We start from the raw sequence: 19,057 nt of genomic DNA, 5'->3' as shown, positions 1-19,057 counted from the left end.
TAAAGGAACCCACATGTCACGGCCCGCATTCCGCAAGCTTCCCGTCGTAGCCGGCATCGCCTGCCTGATGGCGCTCTGCGCCGCCCAGGCGGGCGAACTGAAGCTGGCCACGACCACCAGCACGGAAAACTCTGGCCTGCTCAAGTACCTGCTGCCGAAGTTCGAGCAAAAGTCCGGCGTGAACGTCAAGGTCATTGCCGTGGGCTCGGGCAAGGCCATGAAGATGGGCGAGATGGGCGACGTGGACGTGCTGCTCGTGCACGCCCGCAAGATGGAAGACGAGTTCGTGGCGGCCGGCTACGGCGTCAATCGACGCGACGTCATGCACAACGACTTCATCGTGGTGGGTCCGGCCAGCGACCCGGCTGGCATCAGGGGGGGCAAGGATGTCCTCGCAGGCTTGCGCAAGCTGGCGGGCAGCGGCAGCAAGTTCATCTCGCGCGGCGACAATTCAGGCACCGACGTGATGGAGAAGGACTACTGGAAGCAAGTCGGCATCGAGCCGAAGGGCCAGCCCTGGTACGTCAACGCGGGCCTCGGCATGGGCGAGGTCCTGACCATGGCCGCGCAGATGCCGGCCTATACGCTGTCGGACCGCGCCACCTATGGCGCCTATCGCGCCAAGACGGGGCTGGCCATCGCGGTGCAGGGTGACCCGAAGATGTTCAATCCGTACGGGATCATCGCGGTCAACCCGGCCAGGCACGCGGGCACCAACTACGCCGACGCGATGAAGCTCGTGGAGTGGATTACCTCGCCGGAAGGCCAGCAGGCTATCGCGGGCTACAAGGTGGAGGGCGAACAGCTGTTCTTCCCCGACTACAAGGCTGCGCAAGCCAGCAAGTAAGCCGGTCAGCGCCACTGCCGCGGCTCCAGGGCAGCCCTGCGCCGCCCTTTCCCGTTTCAGCCCGCCTCCGCCTCCAGCCGGGGCAGTTGCGGCAGGTCGGCGGCGACCTCGGCAATCATCCTGCGCATCCACATCACATCCGGCGCCGCATGGCACCGCTCGTGCCAGAGCTGGTAGAAGCGCATGCGCGGGAACGTCACCGGCGAAGGCACCATCCGGATCGGCAGGTACTGCGCATAGTGCGCAGCAAACTGGCGCCCGGTGGTGAACACCATATCGGTCTTCATCAGCACATACGGCACCAGCCCGAAATACGGCAGCGTTACCTGGATATTGCGCTTGTAGCCCTGTTCGGCCAGCGCCTGGTCGATCATGCTGCGCTGCATCGACGCATAGGGCGCCGGCGCCAGGTGGGGCATCTCCAGGTAGTGTTTGAGCGTCAGCCCCTTGCGCGCCAGCGGGTGCTGGCCGCCCAGCATGCAGACCACCTCGTCGTCGAACAGCGGCGAGATATGCAGGTGTTCGGGCGGCGACAGCCAGTTGCCGACGACGATGTCCAGTTGCCCCTGCTCCAGGTCTTCGAGGAAGTCGCTCGACGAGGTCATCGGATGCACGAACAGCTTGGCCCCCGGCGCCAGACGGCGCATGCGCTCGACGATGTTGGGCAGGAAGAAGGCGTCCAGGTAGTCCGGCGCGCCCAGGTGGAAGGTACGGGTAGTGGTGGCCGGGTCGAACTGCTGCGGCGGCCGGGCGATGCGGTCCATCGCCGCCAGGCTCTGCTCGGCCAGCGCCAGCAGCTCGCGCCCGCGCTCGGTCGGCACCATGCCGTTCTTGCCCCGCACCAAAATGGCGTCGCCGGTGATCTCGCGCAGGCGCTTGAGCGTATTGCTGATCGCCGGCTGCGACTGGCCCAGGCGCACGGCGGTGCGGGTCACGCTCTGCTCGGTCAGCAGGGTGTGGAGCACCCGCAGCAAATAGGTATCGAGATGGTCGCGTCCGTGCATGGCGATAGGGGTCATGCCGGGGCTGGGCCGGCAGGCTGGCGTGGGGTAAGGGAACGGCGCATAGTGTATGTCACGCAACCCGGCATCGGTCAATCCGCGTGACGGGCGAGCCGACGGACGGGCATTCTGATGGGGCATATCACCTGGGCGGAATATTGCATGAATTGCGCCAATGCTATGTTTCCGCCATCACAGAACGAGATAAAGACCATGGAGACGCAAACCATCCGCTTTTTCCACCGCGGCCAGGTCAGGGAAGTATCCGACGCCCCCGTTACCCGCACCGTGCTGCAGTACCTGCGCGAGGACGTCCGCTGCACCGGCACCAAGGAAGGCTGCGCCGAGGGCGACTGCGGCGCCTGCACCGTCGTGATCGGCGAGCTGCAGGACGGCGGCGATGTCGAATTCAAGGCCGTCAACGCCTGCATCCAGTTCCTGCCCACGCTCGACGGCAAGGCACTGATCACCGTCGAGGACCTGCGCCAGGCCGACGGCACCCTGCACCCGGTGCAGGAAGCCATGGTCGAATGCCACGGTTCGCAATGCGGCTTCTGCACGCCCGGCTTCGTCATGTCGCTGTGGGCGCTGTACCAGCAGCACACCCCGGGCGGCGAAGCACCGGCGCGCCAGACCATCTGCGACGCGCTGACCGGCAACCTGTGCCGCTGCACCGGCTACCGCCCCATCATCGACGCCGGCGAGCGCATGATGGCCCTGCCCGCCCCGCACGCCAGCAAGCTCGATCCGAAGCAGATCGCCGACAAGCTGCGCAACCTGAAGCGCGGCGAGACCTTCCGCTACAGCGCCGGGGGACAGGACTTCTACGCCCCGCGCACCGCGGCGGAGTTCGGCGCCATCAAGGCAGCCGAACCCGGCATCCGCATCCTGGCGGGCAGCACCGACGTGGGCCTGTGGGTCACCAAGCAGTTCCGCGAACTGGGCAACCTGCTCTATATCGGCCAGGTGGAAGACCTGCAGTCGGTCACCGAACGCGACGGCATGATCGAGATCGGCGCCGGCGTGACGCTGGAGAAGGCTTATGCGGCGCTGACCGCCGCGCACCCCGAACTCGAAGAGATGTGGAAGCGCTTCGCCTCGCTGCCGATCCGCAATGCCGGCACGCTCGGCGGCAATATCGCCAACGGCTCGCCGATCGGCGACTCGATGCCGGCCCTGATCGCGCTCGGCGCCGAAGTGGTGCTGCAGCATGGCGAGACGCGCCGTACGCTGCCGCTCGAAGACCTTTACCTGGCCTACCAGAAAACGGCCATGACCGAGGGCGAGTTCGTGGCCGCGCTGCGCGTCCCGGTCAAGGGCCCGCAGCACTTCAGGACCTACAAGTTGTCCAAACGCTTTGACGAGGATATTTCCGCCGTGTGCGCCGCATTCGGCATTACCGTCGAGCAAGGCGTGGTCACGCAGGCGCGCATCGCGTTCGGCGGCATGGCCGCCACGCCCAGGCGCGGCGCGGCTGCTGAAGCCGCGCTGAGCGGCCAGCCCTGGAACGAAGCCACCGTGCGCGCCGGCATGGCTGCCCTGTCGCAGGACTTCACGCCGCTGAGCGACATGCGTTCGACCGCCTCGTACCGCACACGCGGGGCCGCCAACCTGCTGTACCGCTTCTGGCTGGAGACGTGCGCCGATGCGCTGCCCGCATCCGCCGTCAACGTCCGCGCGATCGGCGCCGGCGCCACTGCAACCGTCACGGCCTGAGGAGAGATCGGCATGAACAAGCAAACCGAACCCTTCCTGCTCGACGCCAGCGTCGCCGACGAGACCGTGCCGCAGGTCGGCATCTCGCGCCCGCATGAATCCGCTCACCTGCACGTGGCGGGCACCGCCACCTATACCGACGACATTCCCGAACTGGCCGGCACGCTGCACGCGGCGCTCGGCATGAGCAGCCGCGCCCATGCCCGCATCAAGTCGATTTCGCTCGACAAGGTGCGCGCCGCGCCGGGCGTCGTCGACGTGCTGACCGTGGACGACATTCCCGGCGTCAACGACTGCGGTCCGATCATCCACGACGACCCCATCCTGGTTCGCGACGTGGTGCAGTTCATCGGCCAGCCGATCTTCGTGGTGGTGGCCACGTCGCACGACGCGGCGCGCCGCGCGGCACGGCTGGGCGCGATCGAGTATGAAGACCTGCCGCCGGTGCTGTCGCCCGAGGCCGCGCACGCGGCCGGCAGCTATGTGCTGCCGCCGATGCACCTGACCCGCGGCGAGCCGCAGCAGCATATCGCCGCCGCGGCGCAGCGCGACGCGGGCAATATCCGCCTGGGCGGGCAGGAACAGTTCTACCTGGAAGGCCAGATCGCCTACGCCGCGCCGCGCGAGAACGACGGCATGCACGTATGGTGCTCGACCCAGCACCCGACCGAGATGCAGCACGCCGTGGCCCATATGCTGGGCTGGCACGCGCACCAGGTGCTGGTGGAGTGCCGCCGCATGGGCGGCGGTTTCGGCGGCAAGGAATCGCAGTCGGCGATGTTCGCGTGCTGCGCCGCGCTGGCGGCATGGAAGCTGCTGTGCCCGGTCAAGCTGCGCCCGGACCGCGACGACGACATGATGATCACCGGCAAGCGCCATGACTTCGTGTTCGACTACGAAGTCGGCCACGACACCGAGGGCCGCATCGAAGGCGTGAAGATCGACATGGTCTCGCGCGCCGGCTTCTCGGCCGACCTGTCCGGACCGGTGATGACCCGCGCGATCTGCCACTTCGACAACGCCTACTGGCTGCCGAACGTGCAGATCGACGGCTACTGCGGCAAGACCAACACGCAGAGCAATACCGCGTTCCGCGGCTTCGGCGGGCCCCAGGGCGCGTTCGCGATCGAGTACATCCTCGACAACGTGGCGCGCAATGTCGGCAAGGATTCGCTGGACGTGCGCCGCGCCAACTTCTACGGCAAGACCGAGCGCAATGTCACGCCGTATGGCCAGACCGTGGAAGACAACGTCATCCACGAACTGATCGACGAACTGGTGGCCACCAGCGAATACCGCGCGCGCCGCGAAGCCACGCGTGCATTCAACGCGAGTAGCCCGGTCCTGAAGAAGGGCATCGCGATCACGCCGGTGAAGTTCGGCATCTCGTTCAACGTGGCGCACTACAACCAGGCCGGCGCGCTCGTGCACGTGTACAACGACGGCTCGGTGCTGGTGAACCACGGCGGCACCGAAATGGGCCAGGGCCTGAACACCAAGGTGGCGATGGTGGTGGCGCATGAACTGGGCATCCGCCTGGAGCGCGTGCGCGTGACCGCGACCGACACCAGCAAGGTGGCCAATACCTCGGCCACCGCGGCATCGACCGGCGCCGACCTGAACGGCAAGGCCGCGCAGGACGCCGCGCGCCAGATCCGCGAGCGCCTGGCCGCCTTTATCGCCCGCAAGGCAGGCGTTGAAGTCGATACCGTGCGCTTCAATGACGACCTCGTCGTCGCCGGCGAACTGCGCGCGTCCTTCGGCGACCTGGCCCGCGAAGCCTATGTGGCGCGCGTCCAGCTGTGGTCCGACGGCTTCTACACCACGCCCAAGCTGCACTGGGACCAGAAGAAGTTGCATGGCCGGCCGTTCTACTACTTCGCCTACGGCGCGGCCTGCTCCGAGGTGCTGGTGGACACGCTGACCGGCGAATGGAAGCTGCTGCGCGCCGACGCGTTGCACGACGCGGGCAAGTCGCTGAACCCGGCCATCGACATCGGCCAGGTGGAAGGCGCCTTCATCCAGGGCATGGGCTGGCTGACGACCGAAGAACTGTGGTGGAACCAGGCCGGCAAGCTGATGACGCACGCGCCGTCCACCTACAAGATCCCGACCGTCAACGACTGCCCCGAAGAGTTCAACGTACGCCTGTTCCAGAACCGCAACGTGGAGGACAGCATCCACCGCTCCAAGGCTGTGGGCGAGCCGCCGCTGCTGCTGCCGTTCTCGGTGTTCTTCGCGATCCGCGATGCGATCGCGGCCGTGGGTGACTATGAAGTCAACCCGCCGCTGCGCGCGCCGGCCACCAGCGAAGCCATCCTGGACGCCGTGGAAGCCGTGCGCGAGATGTGCGATAGGCGCGATATGCGCGAAGCCGCCGCACAGCCGGCCTGACGCGCGCGCCTGCCGGGCCCGCCGGACTTTCCCCTCTTGCCTGCCCGTGGGCGGGCAAGGGGCCGGCCGCCCGCGCAGGTGCGCGCCACCACCCTGGCAAGCAACAGACAACACCATTGACAACGAGACCGGCAGCAGCCGGCGTCATGGACAAAGGCCCCCACATGCAGGATGCACCGCTCAAACCCTTCCGCTTCGCCGACGCCGCGCGCCTGGTGCGCACCGGCGTGCCGGTGGCGATGGTCACAATCGTCGAAGTCAAGGGCTCCGCGCCGCGCGAGCCGGGCATCCGCATGCTGGTCAGCGCCAACGACCTGATCGGCACCATCGGTGGCGGGCATCTCGAATGGCGCGGCATGGATATCGCGCGGGCCATGCTTGAAGCAGGCACGGAACAGCGCCGCATCGAGCGCATTCCGCTGGGCCCGGCGCTCGGCCAGTGCTGCGGCGGCGTCGTGCAACTCGCTTTCGAAGTCCTCGGCCAGGACGACCTGCGCTGGCTGGATGCCGTCGAAGCCGCTTTTGCAGCAGGCAAGTCATTGCAGCGCACGGTGCCGGCCCGTGGTGCCGTGTCCTTTGCCGAAGCCCGTACGGTCCTGCCCGCAGTCGCGCTGGAAGCCGATGGCTCCTGGACCGACACCCTGGTGCCCGACGAGATGCACGTCGTCCTGTTCGGCGCCGGCCACGTCGGCCATGCGCTGGTCAAGGTGCTGGCCACCCTGCCGTGCCGCGTGCACTGGGTAGACGAGCGCGACACGCTGTTCCCGGCCGGCCTGCCCGGCAACGTCGAGGCCGAGGCCAGCGACACGCCCGAAGCCGTGGTGGCGCAGGCGCCCGCGGGCAGCTACTTCCTGGTCATGACCCACAGCCACGCGCTGGACCAGACCCTGTGCGAGGAGATCTTCCGGCGCACGGACTTTGCGTACTTCGGGCTGATCGGGTCCAGGACCAAGCGCGCGCGCTTCGAGCACCGGCTCGCGGACTACGGCGTCGACCCGGCCCGCTTCCCGGAAATGACATGCCCGATGGGGGTATCGGGGATCACGGACAAGGCTCCGGCTATGATTGCGGTAGCCATCGTCGCCCAGTTGCTGCAGGTCCGCGACCAGCGTCTCGCCGCGCTGCACGCGAGCCACGGGGAGACGGTGCATCCGTAACCACAAGACCGAGGCCCCACATGACCATCGATGCCGCGCTGGCGGACAAGATCCGCCGTACTCCCAAGGCTGAACTGCACGTGCATATCGAAGGCACGCTCGAACCCGAGCTGATCTTCCGGCTGGCCCAGCGCAACCAGGTGAACCTGCCCTACGCGAGCGTCGAGGCCCTGCGCGCGGCGTACGCGTTCACCGACCTGCAATCGTTCCTGGACATCTACTACGCCGGCGCCAGCGTGCTGCTGACGGAAGAGGATTTCTTCGACATGACGATGGACTACGTCAAGCGCGCCGTCGCCGACAACGTCCGCCACGCCGAGATCTTCTTCGATCCGCAGACCCATACCGCGCGCGGCGTGGCGATCGGCACGGTGATCGACGGCATCGCCGACGCGCTGGCCCAGGCGCGTACCGAATACGATTTCTCGAGCAGCCTGATCCTCTGCTTCCTGCGGCACCTGTCGGAGGAAGACGCGTTCGCGACGCTGGAGGCCGCGCTGCCCTTCCGCGACCGCTTTGTCGGCGTCGGGCTGGACTCCTCCGAGAAGGGCAACCCGCCAGAAAAATTCGCGCGCGTGTTCGCGCGTGCCCGCGAACTCGGCCTGCGCCTGGTGGCCCATGCCGGCGAGGAAGGCCCCGCGCAATATGTCATCGACGCGCTGGACATCCTCAAGGTCGAGCGCATCGACCACGGCGTGCGTTCGATCGACGATGCCGCGCTGATCGAGCGCCTGGCGCGCGAGCGCGTGGCGCTGACGGTGTGCCCGCTGTCGAACCAGAAGCTCAAGGTGCATCCGGACCTGCGCGAGCATCCGCTCAAGCGCATGCTCGATGCCGGCGTCATGGTCACGCTGCATTCGGACGACCCGGCCTACTTCGGCGGCTACATGAACGCCAACTGGGAGGCCACGTTCGAAGCGCTGCCGCTCGATGCGGCCGACGCCCACAAGCTCGCGCGCAACAGTTTTGAAGCGGCTTTCCTGCACCCCGTGCAGAAGGCCGAGTTCCTGGCGGAAGTCGACCACTTCTGGTCGGCCCTGCCCACCTCCCCGCCTGCCACGGCCCCCGCGGCCTGAGCACGGCGCATACCCATAGCCCGGCCCCCCGCGCGCTTGCGCGGGCCGGTCCCGAGAGACAGACCATGACGACCACTCCCCCGACCCCGTCCATTACCCGCGCGATCCGCGGCCGCGTGCTGCATTTCCTGCACGACCCGCAGTTCCACGAGGACGCCTATCAGTATTGGGAAGATGGTCTGCTGATCGTCACCGCCGGCCGCATCGTCGCGGCCGGCGACTACGCCGCGCTCGCGTCGCGCATCCCGGCCGGCGCCGAGGTGGTGGACCACCGCGGCAAGCTGATCGTGCCGGGCTTCATCGACACGCATGTGCACTACCCGCAGACCGACATCATCGCGTCGCCGTCGCCGGGCCTGCTGCACTGGCTGGACACCTACACCTTCCCCGAGGAACGGCGCTTCGCCGAGCCCGAATACGCGCGTGCGGTGGCCGGCTTCTTCACCGACGAACTGCTGCGCAACGGCACCACCAGCGCGGTGGTCTGGAGCACCGTGCACAAAGCCTCGGCCGAGGCGCTGTTTGCCGAGAGCGAGCAGCGCAACCTGCGCATGATCACCGGCAAGGTGATGATGGACCGCAACTGCCCCGAGTTCCTGCGCGACACCGCCGAAACCGGCGCGCGCGATTCGGCCGACCTGATGTCGCGCTGGCATAACAAGGGCCGCCTGGCCTACGCCATCACGCCGCGTTTCGCCCCGACCTCGACCGAAGCCCAGCTTGCCGCCTGCGGCGAACTGGCCAGGGCCTATCCGGACGCCTTCATCCAGACCCACGTCGCCGAGAACCGCGACGAGGTGAAATGGGTGGCCGAGCTGTTCCCGGACGCGCGCAGCTACCTGGACGTGTACGACCGCTACGGCCTGCTGCGCCCGGGCGCGTTCTACGGCCACGCGATCTACCTGGACCAGGATGACCGCCGGCGCCTGGCCGACAGCGGCGCCGCGGTCGCGCACTGCCCGACCTCGAACCTGTTCCTCGGCAGCGGCTTCTACGACTTCCATCAGTCCGACGCCAACCGCCTGAACGTGACGCTGGCCACCGACGTCGGCGGCGGCACCTCGTTCTCGATGTTCCGCACCATGAACGCCGCGCACAAGGTCGCGCGCATGGGCGGGTATCACCTGACGGCGCTGCGCATGTTCTACCTGGCCACGCGTGCCGCGGCCGAGGCGCTTGGCTGGTCCGACCGCATCGGCAGCTTCAGCGAAGGCTGCGAGGCTGACTTCATCGTGCTGGACCCGCAAGCCACGCCGCTGATCGCCCGCCGCAGCGGACGTTCCGAATCGCTGGAAGAACAGCTGTTCGCCTTTGCCATGCTCGGCGACGACCGCGTGATCGACAGCGTCTATGTGATGGGCGAGGCAGTGCAGGCGCCGGTCATGTGATGACTGACCTACCTGCGGCCGCAGCGCGCGGCCGCGGGTCGCTATTACCCGGGAGCGCTCCGGCACGAATTGACGGTGGTCAAGACTCGGACCGGCGAAGCCCTCTAACCTTTACGGTTCCGTTGCCGGCCACATCAGGCCTTCAGCAACGCCTGCAACCTGAAGGTTTCCATGACCACCACCGCTGCCACGCATCCCGAGGTAACGTTTGAAGCACCGGCCGCCACCGACCAGCCGTTTCCCGATCCGATTGCCCCCGACCAGCCGCTGCCGTCGCGAAAGATCATCCGCGGCTGGCTGATCCCGCTTGGCCAGCGCAGCACGCCGCGCGCGCTGGCGCTGTTCGCCTTCGACTACCTCCTGTTCGCGGCCACGCTGGCCGGCGTCGTGCTGGCCCCGCACTGGGCCGCCAAGCTGGGCCTGGGCGTACTGGCGGGGTTGATCATCGCGCGGCTGTTCATCATCGGGCATGACGCCTGCCACCAGAGCCTCACGCCGCGCCGCGGCCTGAACAAGTGGCTGGGCCGGCTGACGTTCCTGCCGTCGCTCACGCCGTACAGCCTGTGGGAAGTCGGCCATAACGTCGTCCACCACGGCTACACCAACCTGAAGGGCTTCGATTTCGTCTGGGCGCCCTATTCGCTGGAAGAATTCCAGGCGCTGCCGCGCTGGCGCCGCGTGATGGAGCGCATCTACCGCAACGGCTTCGGTGCCGGGCTGTACTACCTGATCGAGATCTGGTGGTCCAAGCTGTTCTTCCCGAGCAAGCGCCAGATGGCCACGCGCCGGCCCATCTTCATGGCCGACTGCGCGCTGGTGGCGGCCTTCGGCATCGCGTGGATCGGCGCGCTGGTCTGGGCGGCGCTGGCCACCGGGCAATCGGCCTGGACGATGGTCGGCGCCGGTTTCGTGCTGCCTTTCCTGGTCTGGAACGCGACGGTCGGCTTCGTGCTGTACGTGCACCACACCCACACCAGCGTGGCGTGGTACGACACCAAGCCCATGTGGGCCAGGGCCCAGCCCTTCGTCTCGACCACCGTGCACCTGCGCTTCCGCCACGGCATCGGCTCGGCGCTGCACCACATCATGGAACACACCGCGCACCATGTGGACATGAGCGTGCCGCTGTACCGCCTGAAGCGCGCCCAGGCGCTGCTGGAACATGCGCTGCCGGGCCGCATCATCATCGAGAACTTCTCGTGGCGCTGGTACTTCCACACCGCGCGCCGCTGCAAGCTGTACGACTTCAAGGCGCTGTGCTGGACCGATTTCCGCGGCCGCCGCACCAGCGAGCAGTCGCCCGTGCCGGCCTGACAACGCACATTTTCCGGCGGTGGACGACCACCGCCGGCGCCGCTATAATCGCGGCTTCCATTGGGGAGTAGCCGCCCTGCTCTGATCGCGCCGCGCAATGCGGATTCCGGCAGACAGGGGCGTACGTCAACAGACTTGACCGCTTGCGGTTATGGCGTGCGCAGCTCCGGACCCGGCTGGCCATCTGGCCCAGCCCGATCCAAGGCCTGGCGAGACCGATGACCTCACCTTTCTGGCCGGGCCGGGAAAGGTGTGTGTCATTGGCATCTCGCGATGCATTGCGGCCCGGTTACTCACACAACAACATGGAAGCCTTCCTCGTCTCCACAGGCATCGTCGCGCTCGCGGAAATGGGCGACAAGACGCAGTTGCTCTCGCTCGTCCTGGCCGCACGCTATCGCAAGCCCGTTCCCATCATCCTTGGCATCCTGATCGCCACCATCGTCAACCACGGCTTCGCCGGCGCGCTGGGCGGGTGGATCACCCATGTGCTCGGCGAATCGCTGCTGCGCTGGATCCTGGGCCTGGGCTTCATCGCCATGGCCGCGTGGATGCTGATCCCCGACAAGTTCGACGACGCCGAGGAGGCCAAGCCGGTCAAGGGCGCGCTCGGCATCCTGGCCACCACCATCGTCGCGTTCTTCTTTGCCGAGATGGGCGACAAGACCCAGATCGCCACGATCGCGCTGGCCGCCCGCTTCAACGGCGCGGTGCTCGCCGTGGTGGCCGGCACCACCTTCGGCATGATGCTGGCCAATGCGCCGGCCGTGCTGCTTGGCGACAAGTTCGCCAACAAGATGCCGATCGGCCTGGTGCACAAGATCGCCGCCGGCATCTTCCTGGTGCTGGGCGTGCTGGCGCTGCTGAATATCGGCGGCTGATCCTCCAAGAGGGACGCATCGGGGCATCCGGGCCGCGAAGGCCGGATGCCCCGCATGCTGCGCGCGATCACCGCCCCGCCGGCTACGCGCTGCCAGCGGTGTGGGATAATCACGGGTTCTGCCCAGGGCGCAGCTCAAGAGGTTGTTCGCACGGGCGCGCGAGGGGCCCCCATTCCCGTGGCCCCGCATCCTTTCTGCGATATTTTCCACAACCCCACAATGCCCGCTTACCGTTCCAAGACTTCCACCGCCGGCCGTAACATGGCGGGGGCCCGCTCCCTGTGGCGCGCCACCGGCATGAAAGACGATGACTTCAACAAGCCGATCATCGCAGTGGTGAATTCGTTCACCCAGTTCGTGCCCGGCCACGTCCACCTGAAGGACCTGGGCCAGCTCGTCGCGCGCGAGATCGAGGCCGCAGGCGGCGTGGCCAAGGAGTTCAACACCATCGCGGTCGATGACGGCATCGCCATGGGCCACGACGGCATGCTGTATTCGCTGCCGAGCCGCGACATCATCGCCGACTCGGTCGAGTACATGGTCAACGCGCACTGCGCCGACGCCATGGTGTGCATCTCGAACTGCGACAAGATCACCCCGGGCATGCTGATGGCCGCGATGCGCCTGAACATCCCCGTGATCTTCGTTTCGGGCGGCCCCATGGAAGCCGGCAAGACGCGCCTGGCCAACCCCGTCACCAAGGCCGTCGAATTCAAGAAGCTCGACCTCGTGGACGCCATGGTGATCGCGGCCGACCCGGCCTATTCCGACGCCGACGTGGCCGAGGTGGAGCGTTCCGCCTGCCCGACCTGCGGTTCCTGCTCGGGCATGTTCACGGCCAACTCGATGAACTGCCTGACCGAGGCACTGGGCCTGTCGCTGCCCGGCAACGGCACGGTGGTCGCCACGCACGCGGACCGCGAACAGCTGTTTAAGCGCGCCGGCCGCCGCATCGTGGACCTGGCCCGCATGTACTACGAGCAGAACGACGAGCGCGTGCTGCCGCGTTCGGTGGGCTTCAAGGCCTTCGAGAACGCGATGACGCTGGACATCGCCATGGGCGGTTCCACCAACACCATCCTGCACCTGCTGGCAATTGCCCGTGAAGCCGAGATCGACTTCACGATGACCGATATCGACCGCATGTCGCGCGTGGTGCCGCAGCTCTGCAAGGTGGCGCCGAACACGAACAAGTACCACATCGAAGACGTGCATCGCGCGGGCGGCATCATGGCCATCCTCGGCGAGCTGGAACGTGCCGGCAAGCTGCACACCGACGTGCCGACCGTGCACGCCGCCACGCTCGGCGATGCCCTGAACCAGTGGGACATCACCCGCACGCAGGACGAAGCCGTGCGGACCTTCTACATGGCCGGCCCGGCCGGCATCCCGACGCAGGTCGCGTTCAGCCAGAACACGCGCTGGCCCAGCCTGGACCTGGACCGTGCCGAGGGCTGCATCCGCTCGTACGAGCACGCGTTCTCGAAGGAAGGCGGCCTGGCCGTGCTGACCGGCAACATCGCGCTCGACGGCTGCGTGGTGAAGACTGCCGGCGTCGATGAGAGCATCCTCGTATTCGAGGGCTCCGCCCACGTCACCGAATCGCAGGACGAAGCCGTCGAGAACATCCTCAACGACAAGGTCAAGGCCGGCGATGTGGTGATCGTGCGCTACGAAGGCCCGAAGGGCGGGCCCGGCATGCAGGAAATGCTCTACCCGACCAGCTACATCAAGTCCAAGGGCCTGGGCAAGGCATGCGCGCTGCTGACCGACGGCCGCTTCTCGGGTGGTACCTCGGGCCTGTCCATCGGCCACTGCTCGCCGGAAGCCGCAGCCGGCGGCGCGATCGGCCTGGTGCGTGACGGCGACAAGATCCGCATCGACATCCCGAACCGTACGATCGACGTGCTCGTCTCCGACGAGGAACTGGCACGCCGCCGCGAAGAGCAGAACGCCAGGGGCTGGAAGCCCGCCAAGGCGCGTCCGCGCAAGGTGTCGGCTGCGCTCAAGGCCTATGCCAAGCTGGTCATGTCGGCGGACAAGGGTGCGGTGCGCGACCTGTCGTTGCTGGACGACTGATCCGCAGCGGGCCTGGTGCCCGGTTGCGCTGAAAGCCGCTCTTCGGGGCGGCTTTTTTATGGGTTCATCGCTGGGCTACGGTGTCCGTGCGCTTCGGCGATGCGAGCCTCGCCACATTCCCCTTTCGCCGCTCCCCTCCAGGCCGCATAGCCTGCGTGACGAAAGTCATCGAAGTCACGTATTCACACCAGGTCGACGTGGATGCTGTACCAGCCTTCGAGCGACCTCCCTCTCGCCGGCGGTCGCTTTGGCACAGGCACTCGCTAAGCGGTCGTATCCAGGACTACCTTCCCCCGCACATGGCCGGCCATGCTCCTTGCAAGCGCGCGGCTCGCCTCCGGGAGGGGAATGACCGAATCAACGTGGGTGCGCAGATCCCCCGAGGCATAGAGCGCTGCCAGCGCGGCGAGTTGCGGCCCATCGGCGCGGGTCGCGAAATGCCTGCCGGTTGCCTGTGCTTCGTCGCCACGCCCGGTATCCGGCTTGCTGACGGTGGAAACCAGAATGCCGCCGCGCTTCAGCACCGACCACGACCGCGCCTGCGTCGTGCCGCCGACAAGGTCGAGCACCAGATCGACATTGGAAACCTGCTCCGCGAAATCCTTCGCGCGGTAGTCGATCACCTCCGTCGCGCCGAGGCCCTGCACATACTCGCGATTGCCGGCCGAAGCAGTGCCGATCACGTGCGCTCCCGCGAGCCTTGCGAGCTGCACCGCCGCACTGCCCACGCCACCGGCCGCCGCGTGAATCAGGACCCTTTGGCCTTTGCGCAATTCGCCATGTTCATGCAGCGCCTGCCAGGCGGTCAGCGTGGCGGCCGGAACCGCTGCCGCTTGCGCGAAGCCCAGGCGCGCCGGCTTGCGCGCCAGACGTGCCGGGTCCACGACGATGCGGCTTGCATAGGCACCCACAATGCCGATGAAGCCCATCACCTCGTCGCCTGGCGACAGCGTGCTCACGTTGCGTCCGACCGCGAGCACCGTGCCAGCGGCGTCAACACCGGGAGTAAACGGCAAGGGAAGCGGAATGAACGCTTTCATGGCGCCACTGGCGATCTTCCAGTCAATCGGATTGACCCCGGCGGCGGCAACGTCGATCAGAACTTCGTCGTCGCCGGGAACGGGATCGTCCAGCTCGGCCACGGTCATCGCATCAAGACTGCCGTAGGCGGCAACACGTATGGCTTTCATCCGATGCTCCTCGAAGGAACGCCCGCAATGGGGGCGTCGAGCGCAAGCGCGGCCTGGACGGGGTCGAAATACTCGCGCAGATGGGATATGTGCCCGTCACGAGCGGTCAGGAAGACGACGTACTCCTGGCGATAGGTGCGTCCGGTTGACGGAATCAACCCTTCGGCACGCACACGCGCCACAGCGTGGTGTGGGTCCGCGGTGGCAGTGACGACGGCGTCGAAAAAGCGAAAATCCTTGACCGCGCCGATGAACCAGGCCACGTGCCCAAGGACAGCTTCGCGCCCCTCGAGTCGCAACGGATGTCCGAGACTCGGTGCATAGGGCAGGTCCCAGACGATGTCGTCGGCAATCAGTTCTTGCCACTGCCGGTTGTCGTCGACCAGCCACCGGAGGTGAAGCTGCAACAGTTCTGCGGCGATGCTCATGATGGTTTCTCCTGTCTGTGCATCGCTCAGGCGATGGCCTGGCTGGCCGGCGCGCGACGCGCGTCCAGGCCGAACGCCCCGCTGCCGAAGGCAGCGACCTGCAGCAGTCCTCCAGCCATGGCGAAGTTCTTCAGGAAGTGGAACATCTGATTCTGGTCTGCCAGCGCGTGGTGGAAGATCAGCGCCGTCACCACGGCATAGGCCGCCAGCAACAAGGCAACGATGCGCGTGCGATAGCCGATGACCAGCAGCACGGCGCCTGCCAGTTCAAGGACCAGGGCACCGAGAAAGCCAAGCAGCGGTGCGGGCAATCCCAGGGAGGCGATGTAGGCCATCGTTGCGCCTGGTGCCATCAGCTTGCCCAGACCGCTGATGAGGAAGATGGCGGCGATGAGGATTCGGCCGACGGCCGGAGTAACCATGTGCGGACTTGCGAGATTCTTGTTCATGATGAGCATCCTTTTCGAAAGGGAAGATGAAAAATGGTTTGCGTGGATTGAAAGCCTGCCTGGGACTCGCCCCGTGCTGAAGAAGGTTAGGCGGGCGAAATCCATGTCGGTAGCCTATATTTCTAGATGCTATCCATCTACGGAACAGATAGATGCTCGACGCCGTTTCGCTGGACCAGCTCCGTACCTTCATTGCCGCCGTGGACGAAGGCAGCTTCTCCGCTGCGGGTCGCAAGCTGCGGAGGGCGCAGTCCGTCGTCAGCCACACGCTTGCCAATCTGGAGGGCCAGATCGGGGTGCGACTGTTCGATCGCAGCGGGCGTTACCCGCGGCTCACGGATGAGGGCACGGCACTGCTGGCGCAGGCTCGCCTGGTCGTGAGCGGGATGGACGGTTTCAAGTCCACGGCAAGAGCGATCGCCGACGGACTGGAGCCCGAGCTCTCGGTGGTGGTGGACGTGATGTACCCGATGGCCTCGCTCACCGACGCGGTCGGTGCATTCCGGAAGGCATTTCCCCATACGCCGCTGCGGCTCTATGTCGAGGCACTTGGCGCGGTCCTGCAGCCCGTGCTGGCGCAGAAATGCCGGCTGGGAATCAGCGGCTCGATGCCTTCCGTCCCGGAGGTCCTGGATGCGGAAAAGCTCCGTGATGTCCCCATGGTGACCGTGACTGGTCCATCACATCCGTTGGCGGCCCGCAAAGGAATCCTTCGCCCGCGGGACCTGAAGGCGCATGTGCAGCTGGTGTTGACCGACCGCACGTCGTTGAGCGAAGGCATGACCTTCGACGTATTCTCGCCGCAGACCTGGCATCTGGCCGATCTGGGTGCCAAGCATGCATTTCTTCGGGCAGGCTTTGGATGGGGGCATATGCCGGTCGAGATGGTTCAGCACGATCTGGATGCCGGTCATCTCATACGATTGCAGATCGAGCAGTTCCAACCGCATACTCCGCCGATTCCGATGTTTGCTGTCTACCGGAAAGACACGCCACCTGGGCCGGCAGGGCAATGGTTGCTTCGCAGGCTCAAGGGAGGCGAGGCGGAGCCGCTCCAATCGTGTCAAGAGCGGCCAGGCGCCCGGCGCTGACAAGGCCGAGGACCCAACGCTTCCCTGCAATGGCGGCGGATATTCACGTCACTCAACGGGCAAGGAACGTCCAAACGACCCGTTCTCCGGAAAGCGGTCGGTGAGTGGTAGCTGTAGGTGTGACTGCTTTTGGCCGTACCGCCTTTCCCGCAAGTCGGCGATGCCGCAAAAAAAACGGAGCCGAAGCTCCGTTCAAACCCTCGCCGGTCCGGTACTGCCGGCCGCCAGAACCGCACGACCTCCGAACCGTCGATCACCGATGCCCGGTTTTCACGGGCCCGCTCGCCGGCGAGCCCGGATGCTGAAAACTGATGCTGGAAGAAGATCAGTTGGTCGTCTTGGCGCCGCCTTCGAACCACTGTCCCAACAGCGCACGTTCGTCGTCCGTGATCTGCGTCACATTGCCCAGCGGCATGGCCTTCTGCTGGACGGCCTGCTGGTAGATCAGCTGGGCGTGCGCCTTGATCTCCTCGGCGGTATCGAGCTTGATGCCCTTGGCCGCGGTCGGCATCATCTTCGGCGCTTCCGCGTGGCACTGCACGCAACGCGTGTTGATCACTTCCTGAACCTTGGTGAAGCTCACCGCGGTGGCTGCGGCTTCAGCGCCGCCGTTGCCGGCCACCACCGGGCGCGGCTGCGGCGCGATCATCACGGCCACCACGCCGAGCGCGGCAACGCCGGCGGCGGGCCACAGCACATTGATCTTGCCCTTGTGCTTCAGGATGAAGAACTGGCGGATCAGCACACCGGCCAGCATGATCAGGACCAGGACCACCCAGTTGTTCTTGGAGGCGTAGGTCATGCTGTAGTGGTTCGACAGCATGGCGAACAGCACCGGCAGCGTGAAGTAGGTGTTGTGCACGCTGCGCTGCTTGCCGCGCTTGCCGTGGATCGGGTCGACCGGCTGGCCGGCCTTCAGTGCCGCCACGACCTTGCGCTGGCCCGGGATGATCCACACCAGCACGTTGGCGCTCATGATCGTCGCCACCATCGCGCCGGTCAGCAGGAACGCCGCGCGGCCCGAGAAGATATGGCAGGCGACGAAGGCCGCGGCGACGATGTAGAGCGCCACCAGGATGCCGACGAGACGGTCGTTCTTGCCGAACAGGCGGCAGATGCTGTCATAGACGATCCAGCCGATCAGCAGGTACGACACCGCGAAGCCGACCGCCGCGCCAGGCGACATGTCGAACACGCTCTTGTCGATCAGGAACGTGCTGGCGTTGAACAGGTACAGCACCACCAGAAGCGCGAAGCCGCTCATCCAGGTCGAGTACGACTCCCAGTAGAACCAGTGCAGGTTCTCGGGCAGCGACTTGGGGGCGGTCAGGTATTTCTGCGGGTTGTAGAAGCCGCCGCCGTGCACGGCCCACAGCTCGCCGTCCACGCCCTTGTCCTTCAGGTCGGCGGCGAGGGGCTTGGTCAGGCTGTTGTCCAGCCAGACGAAATAGAACGAGGAACCGATCCATGCGATGGCGGTGATGACGTGCACCCACCGCAGCAGCATATTGGCCCAGTCGAGGATATAGCCTTCCATGTCTTGTCTCCTGTTTCCCTAGACCACCGTTCAGCTGCCACGGTAGGTCGAGTACGACCACGGAGAAACCAGGAGCGGCACGTGGTAGTGCGCGTTGGGGTCGGCAATGCCGAAACGCAGGGGCACCACGTTGAGAAACGCCGGCTCAGGAAGCTTCGCGCCTTGCGCGCGGAAGTAGTCGCCCGCGGCGAATTCCAGCTCGTACTCGCCGACGGCCAGGTCGGCGCCTTCCAGCAGGGGCTGGTCGCAGCGGCCGTCGTGGTTGGTCACCACGGTTTTCAGCGTTTCGCGGCGATTGTCGACAATTTTATGGAGAGTAATCGACATGCCCTGGCCCGGGGTGCCGGCGGCGGTATCGAGAACATGGGTGGTCAAGCGTCCCATCGTATTGGTCCTTTTGCGATTGGGTTGTGAGGGGCGCCGCTGCCTTCACTAGCACCAAATGTGGGGTATGGTGCCCGCTCGGTACGTCATTTAACGCATCCCGGCGCTGGGTTGGTGCGTGGCGA

The 19,057-nt window shown here is 66.2% G+C and carries 16 protein-coding genes and 1 riboswitch; of the genes, 10 read left to right on the top strand and 6 right to left on the bottom strand.

Going from position 1 to position 19,057, the window contains the following annotated elements:
* Nucleotides 1-67 precede the first annotated feature (67 nt).
* On the top strand, nucleotides 68-847 hold the full coding sequence (locus KHO22_RS13690) for an ABC transporter substrate-binding protein (RefSeq protein WP_230426878.1): 780 nt from the start codon (nucleotides 68-70) through the stop codon (nucleotides 845-847).
* A gap of 56 nt (nucleotides 848-903) precedes the next feature.
* On the opposite strand, the gene KHO22_RS13685 is transcribed toward KHO22_RS13690, so the two are convergent.
* The gene (locus tag KHO22_RS13685) at nucleotides 904-1,851 is read right to left on the bottom strand and encodes a LysR substrate-binding domain-containing protein (protein ID WP_211947906.1); all 948 of its coding nucleotides are present in this window, start codon (nucleotides 1,849-1,851) and stop codon (nucleotides 904-906) included.
* 210 nt (nucleotides 1,852-2,061) lie between these two features.
* Between KHO22_RS13685 and xdhA the strand changes: the two genes are divergently transcribed.
* The 8 genes from xdhA (at nucleotide 2,062) to ilvD (ending at nucleotide 13,853) form a co-directional block, all read left to right on the top strand.
* Nucleotides 2,062-3,564, top strand: a complete 1,503-nt coding sequence (gene xdhA, locus KHO22_RS13680) for a xanthine dehydrogenase small subunit (RefSeq protein WP_211947690.1) — start codon at nucleotides 2,062-2,064, stop codon at nucleotides 3,562-3,564.
* Nucleotides 3,565-3,576: 12 nt separating this feature from the next.
* On the top strand, nucleotides 3,577-5,958 hold the full coding sequence (gene xdhB / locus KHO22_RS13675; RefSeq protein WP_211947689.1) for a xanthine dehydrogenase molybdopterin binding subunit: 2,382 nt from the start codon (nucleotides 3,577-3,579) through the stop codon (nucleotides 5,956-5,958).
* Between the two features lie 164 nt (nucleotides 5,959-6,122).
* Nucleotides 6,123-7,115: a xanthine dehydrogenase accessory protein XdhC gene (gene xdhC / locus KHO22_RS13670; protein ID WP_211947905.1), complete on the top strand. Its 993-nt coding sequence runs from the start codon at nucleotides 6,123-6,125 to the stop codon at nucleotides 7,113-7,115.
* A gap of 20 nt (nucleotides 7,116-7,135) precedes the next feature.
* Nucleotides 7,136-8,191 carry an adenosine deaminase gene (locus tag KHO22_RS13665; RefSeq protein ID WP_211947688.1) on the top strand — a complete coding sequence of 352 codons (1,056 nt, stop codon included), beginning with the start codon at nucleotides 7,136-7,138 and terminating at the stop codon, nucleotides 8,189-8,191.
* Nucleotides 8,192-8,256: 65 nt separating this feature from the next.
* Nucleotides 8,257-9,579: a guanine deaminase gene (guaD, locus tag KHO22_RS13660; RefSeq protein ID WP_211947687.1), complete on the top strand. Its 1,323-nt coding sequence runs from the start codon at nucleotides 8,257-8,259 to the stop codon at nucleotides 9,577-9,579.
* A gap of 171 nt (nucleotides 9,580-9,750) precedes the next feature.
* Nucleotides 9,751-10,893 (top strand): fatty acid desaturase, encoded by a 1,143-nt coding sequence (locus tag KHO22_RS13655; protein WP_211947686.1) that lies wholly within the window; start codon nucleotides 9,751-9,753, stop codon nucleotides 10,891-10,893.
* A 50-nt stretch (nucleotides 10,894-10,943) separates the two neighbouring features.
* Nucleotides 10,944-11,173: riboswitch (yybP-ykoY riboswitch) on the top strand.
* Between the two features lie 25 nt (nucleotides 11,174-11,198).
* Nucleotides 11,199-11,774, top strand: a complete 576-nt coding sequence (locus tag KHO22_RS13650; RefSeq protein ID WP_211947685.1) for a TMEM165/GDT1 family protein — start codon at nucleotides 11,199-11,201, stop codon at nucleotides 11,772-11,774.
* 219 nt (nucleotides 11,775-11,993) lie between these two features.
* Nucleotides 11,994-13,853: a dihydroxy-acid dehydratase gene (gene ilvD / locus KHO22_RS13645; RefSeq protein WP_211947684.1), complete on the top strand. Its 1,860-nt coding sequence runs from the start codon at nucleotides 11,994-11,996 to the stop codon at nucleotides 13,851-13,853.
* 263 nt (nucleotides 13,854-14,116) lie between these two features.
* On the opposite strand, the gene KHO22_RS13640 is transcribed toward ilvD, so the two are convergent.
* The 3 genes from KHO22_RS13640 to KHO22_RS13630 are packed head-to-tail and all read right to left on the bottom strand — an operon-like array spanning nucleotide 14,117 to nucleotide 15,929.
* Nucleotides 14,117-15,043, bottom strand: coding sequence for an NADP-dependent oxidoreductase (locus KHO22_RS13640; protein WP_211947683.1), 927 nt, complete (start codon nucleotides 15,041-15,043; stop codon nucleotides 14,117-14,119).
* Nucleotides 15,040-15,471 (bottom strand): nuclear transport factor 2 family protein, encoded by a 432-nt coding sequence (locus KHO22_RS13635; RefSeq protein WP_211947682.1) that lies wholly within the window; start codon nucleotides 15,469-15,471, stop codon nucleotides 15,040-15,042. Before KHO22_RS13635 ends, KHO22_RS13640 begins: the two co-directional genes overlap by 4 nt.
* Nucleotides 15,472-15,497: 26 nt before the next feature.
* Nucleotides 15,498-15,929, bottom strand: a complete 432-nt coding sequence (locus KHO22_RS13630) for a DoxX family protein (RefSeq protein WP_211947904.1) — start codon at nucleotides 15,927-15,929, stop codon at nucleotides 15,498-15,500.
* Nucleotides 15,930-16,072: 143 nt separating this feature from the next.
* On the opposite strand from KHO22_RS13630, the gene KHO22_RS13625 reads away from it, so the two are divergent.
* Nucleotides 16,073-17,011: a LysR family transcriptional regulator gene (locus KHO22_RS13625; RefSeq protein ID WP_211947681.1), complete on the top strand. Its 939-nt coding sequence runs from the start codon at nucleotides 16,073-16,075 to the stop codon at nucleotides 17,009-17,011.
* Nucleotides 17,012-17,336: 325 nt separating this feature from the next.
* On the opposite strand, the gene KHO22_RS13620 is transcribed toward KHO22_RS13625, so the two are convergent.
* Nucleotides 17,337-18,548: a urate hydroxylase PuuD gene (locus tag KHO22_RS13620; protein WP_211947680.1), complete on the bottom strand. Its 1,212-nt coding sequence runs from the start codon at nucleotides 18,546-18,548 to the stop codon at nucleotides 17,337-17,339.
* A 30-nt stretch (nucleotides 18,549-18,578) separates the two neighbouring features.
* Nucleotides 18,579-18,932 (bottom strand): hydroxyisourate hydrolase, encoded by a 354-nt coding sequence (uraH, locus tag KHO22_RS13615; RefSeq protein ID WP_211947679.1) that lies wholly within the window; start codon nucleotides 18,930-18,932, stop codon nucleotides 18,579-18,581.
* Nucleotides 18,933-19,057 lie beyond the last annotated feature (125 nt).

This window comes from Cupriavidus yeoncheonensis (assembly GCF_905397275.1).
GTDB classification, from domain to species: Bacteria; Pseudomonadota; Gammaproteobacteria; order Burkholderiales; family Burkholderiaceae; genus Cupriavidus; species Cupriavidus yeoncheonensis.
This window is presented reverse-complemented; position numbering and strand designations above follow the sequence as displayed.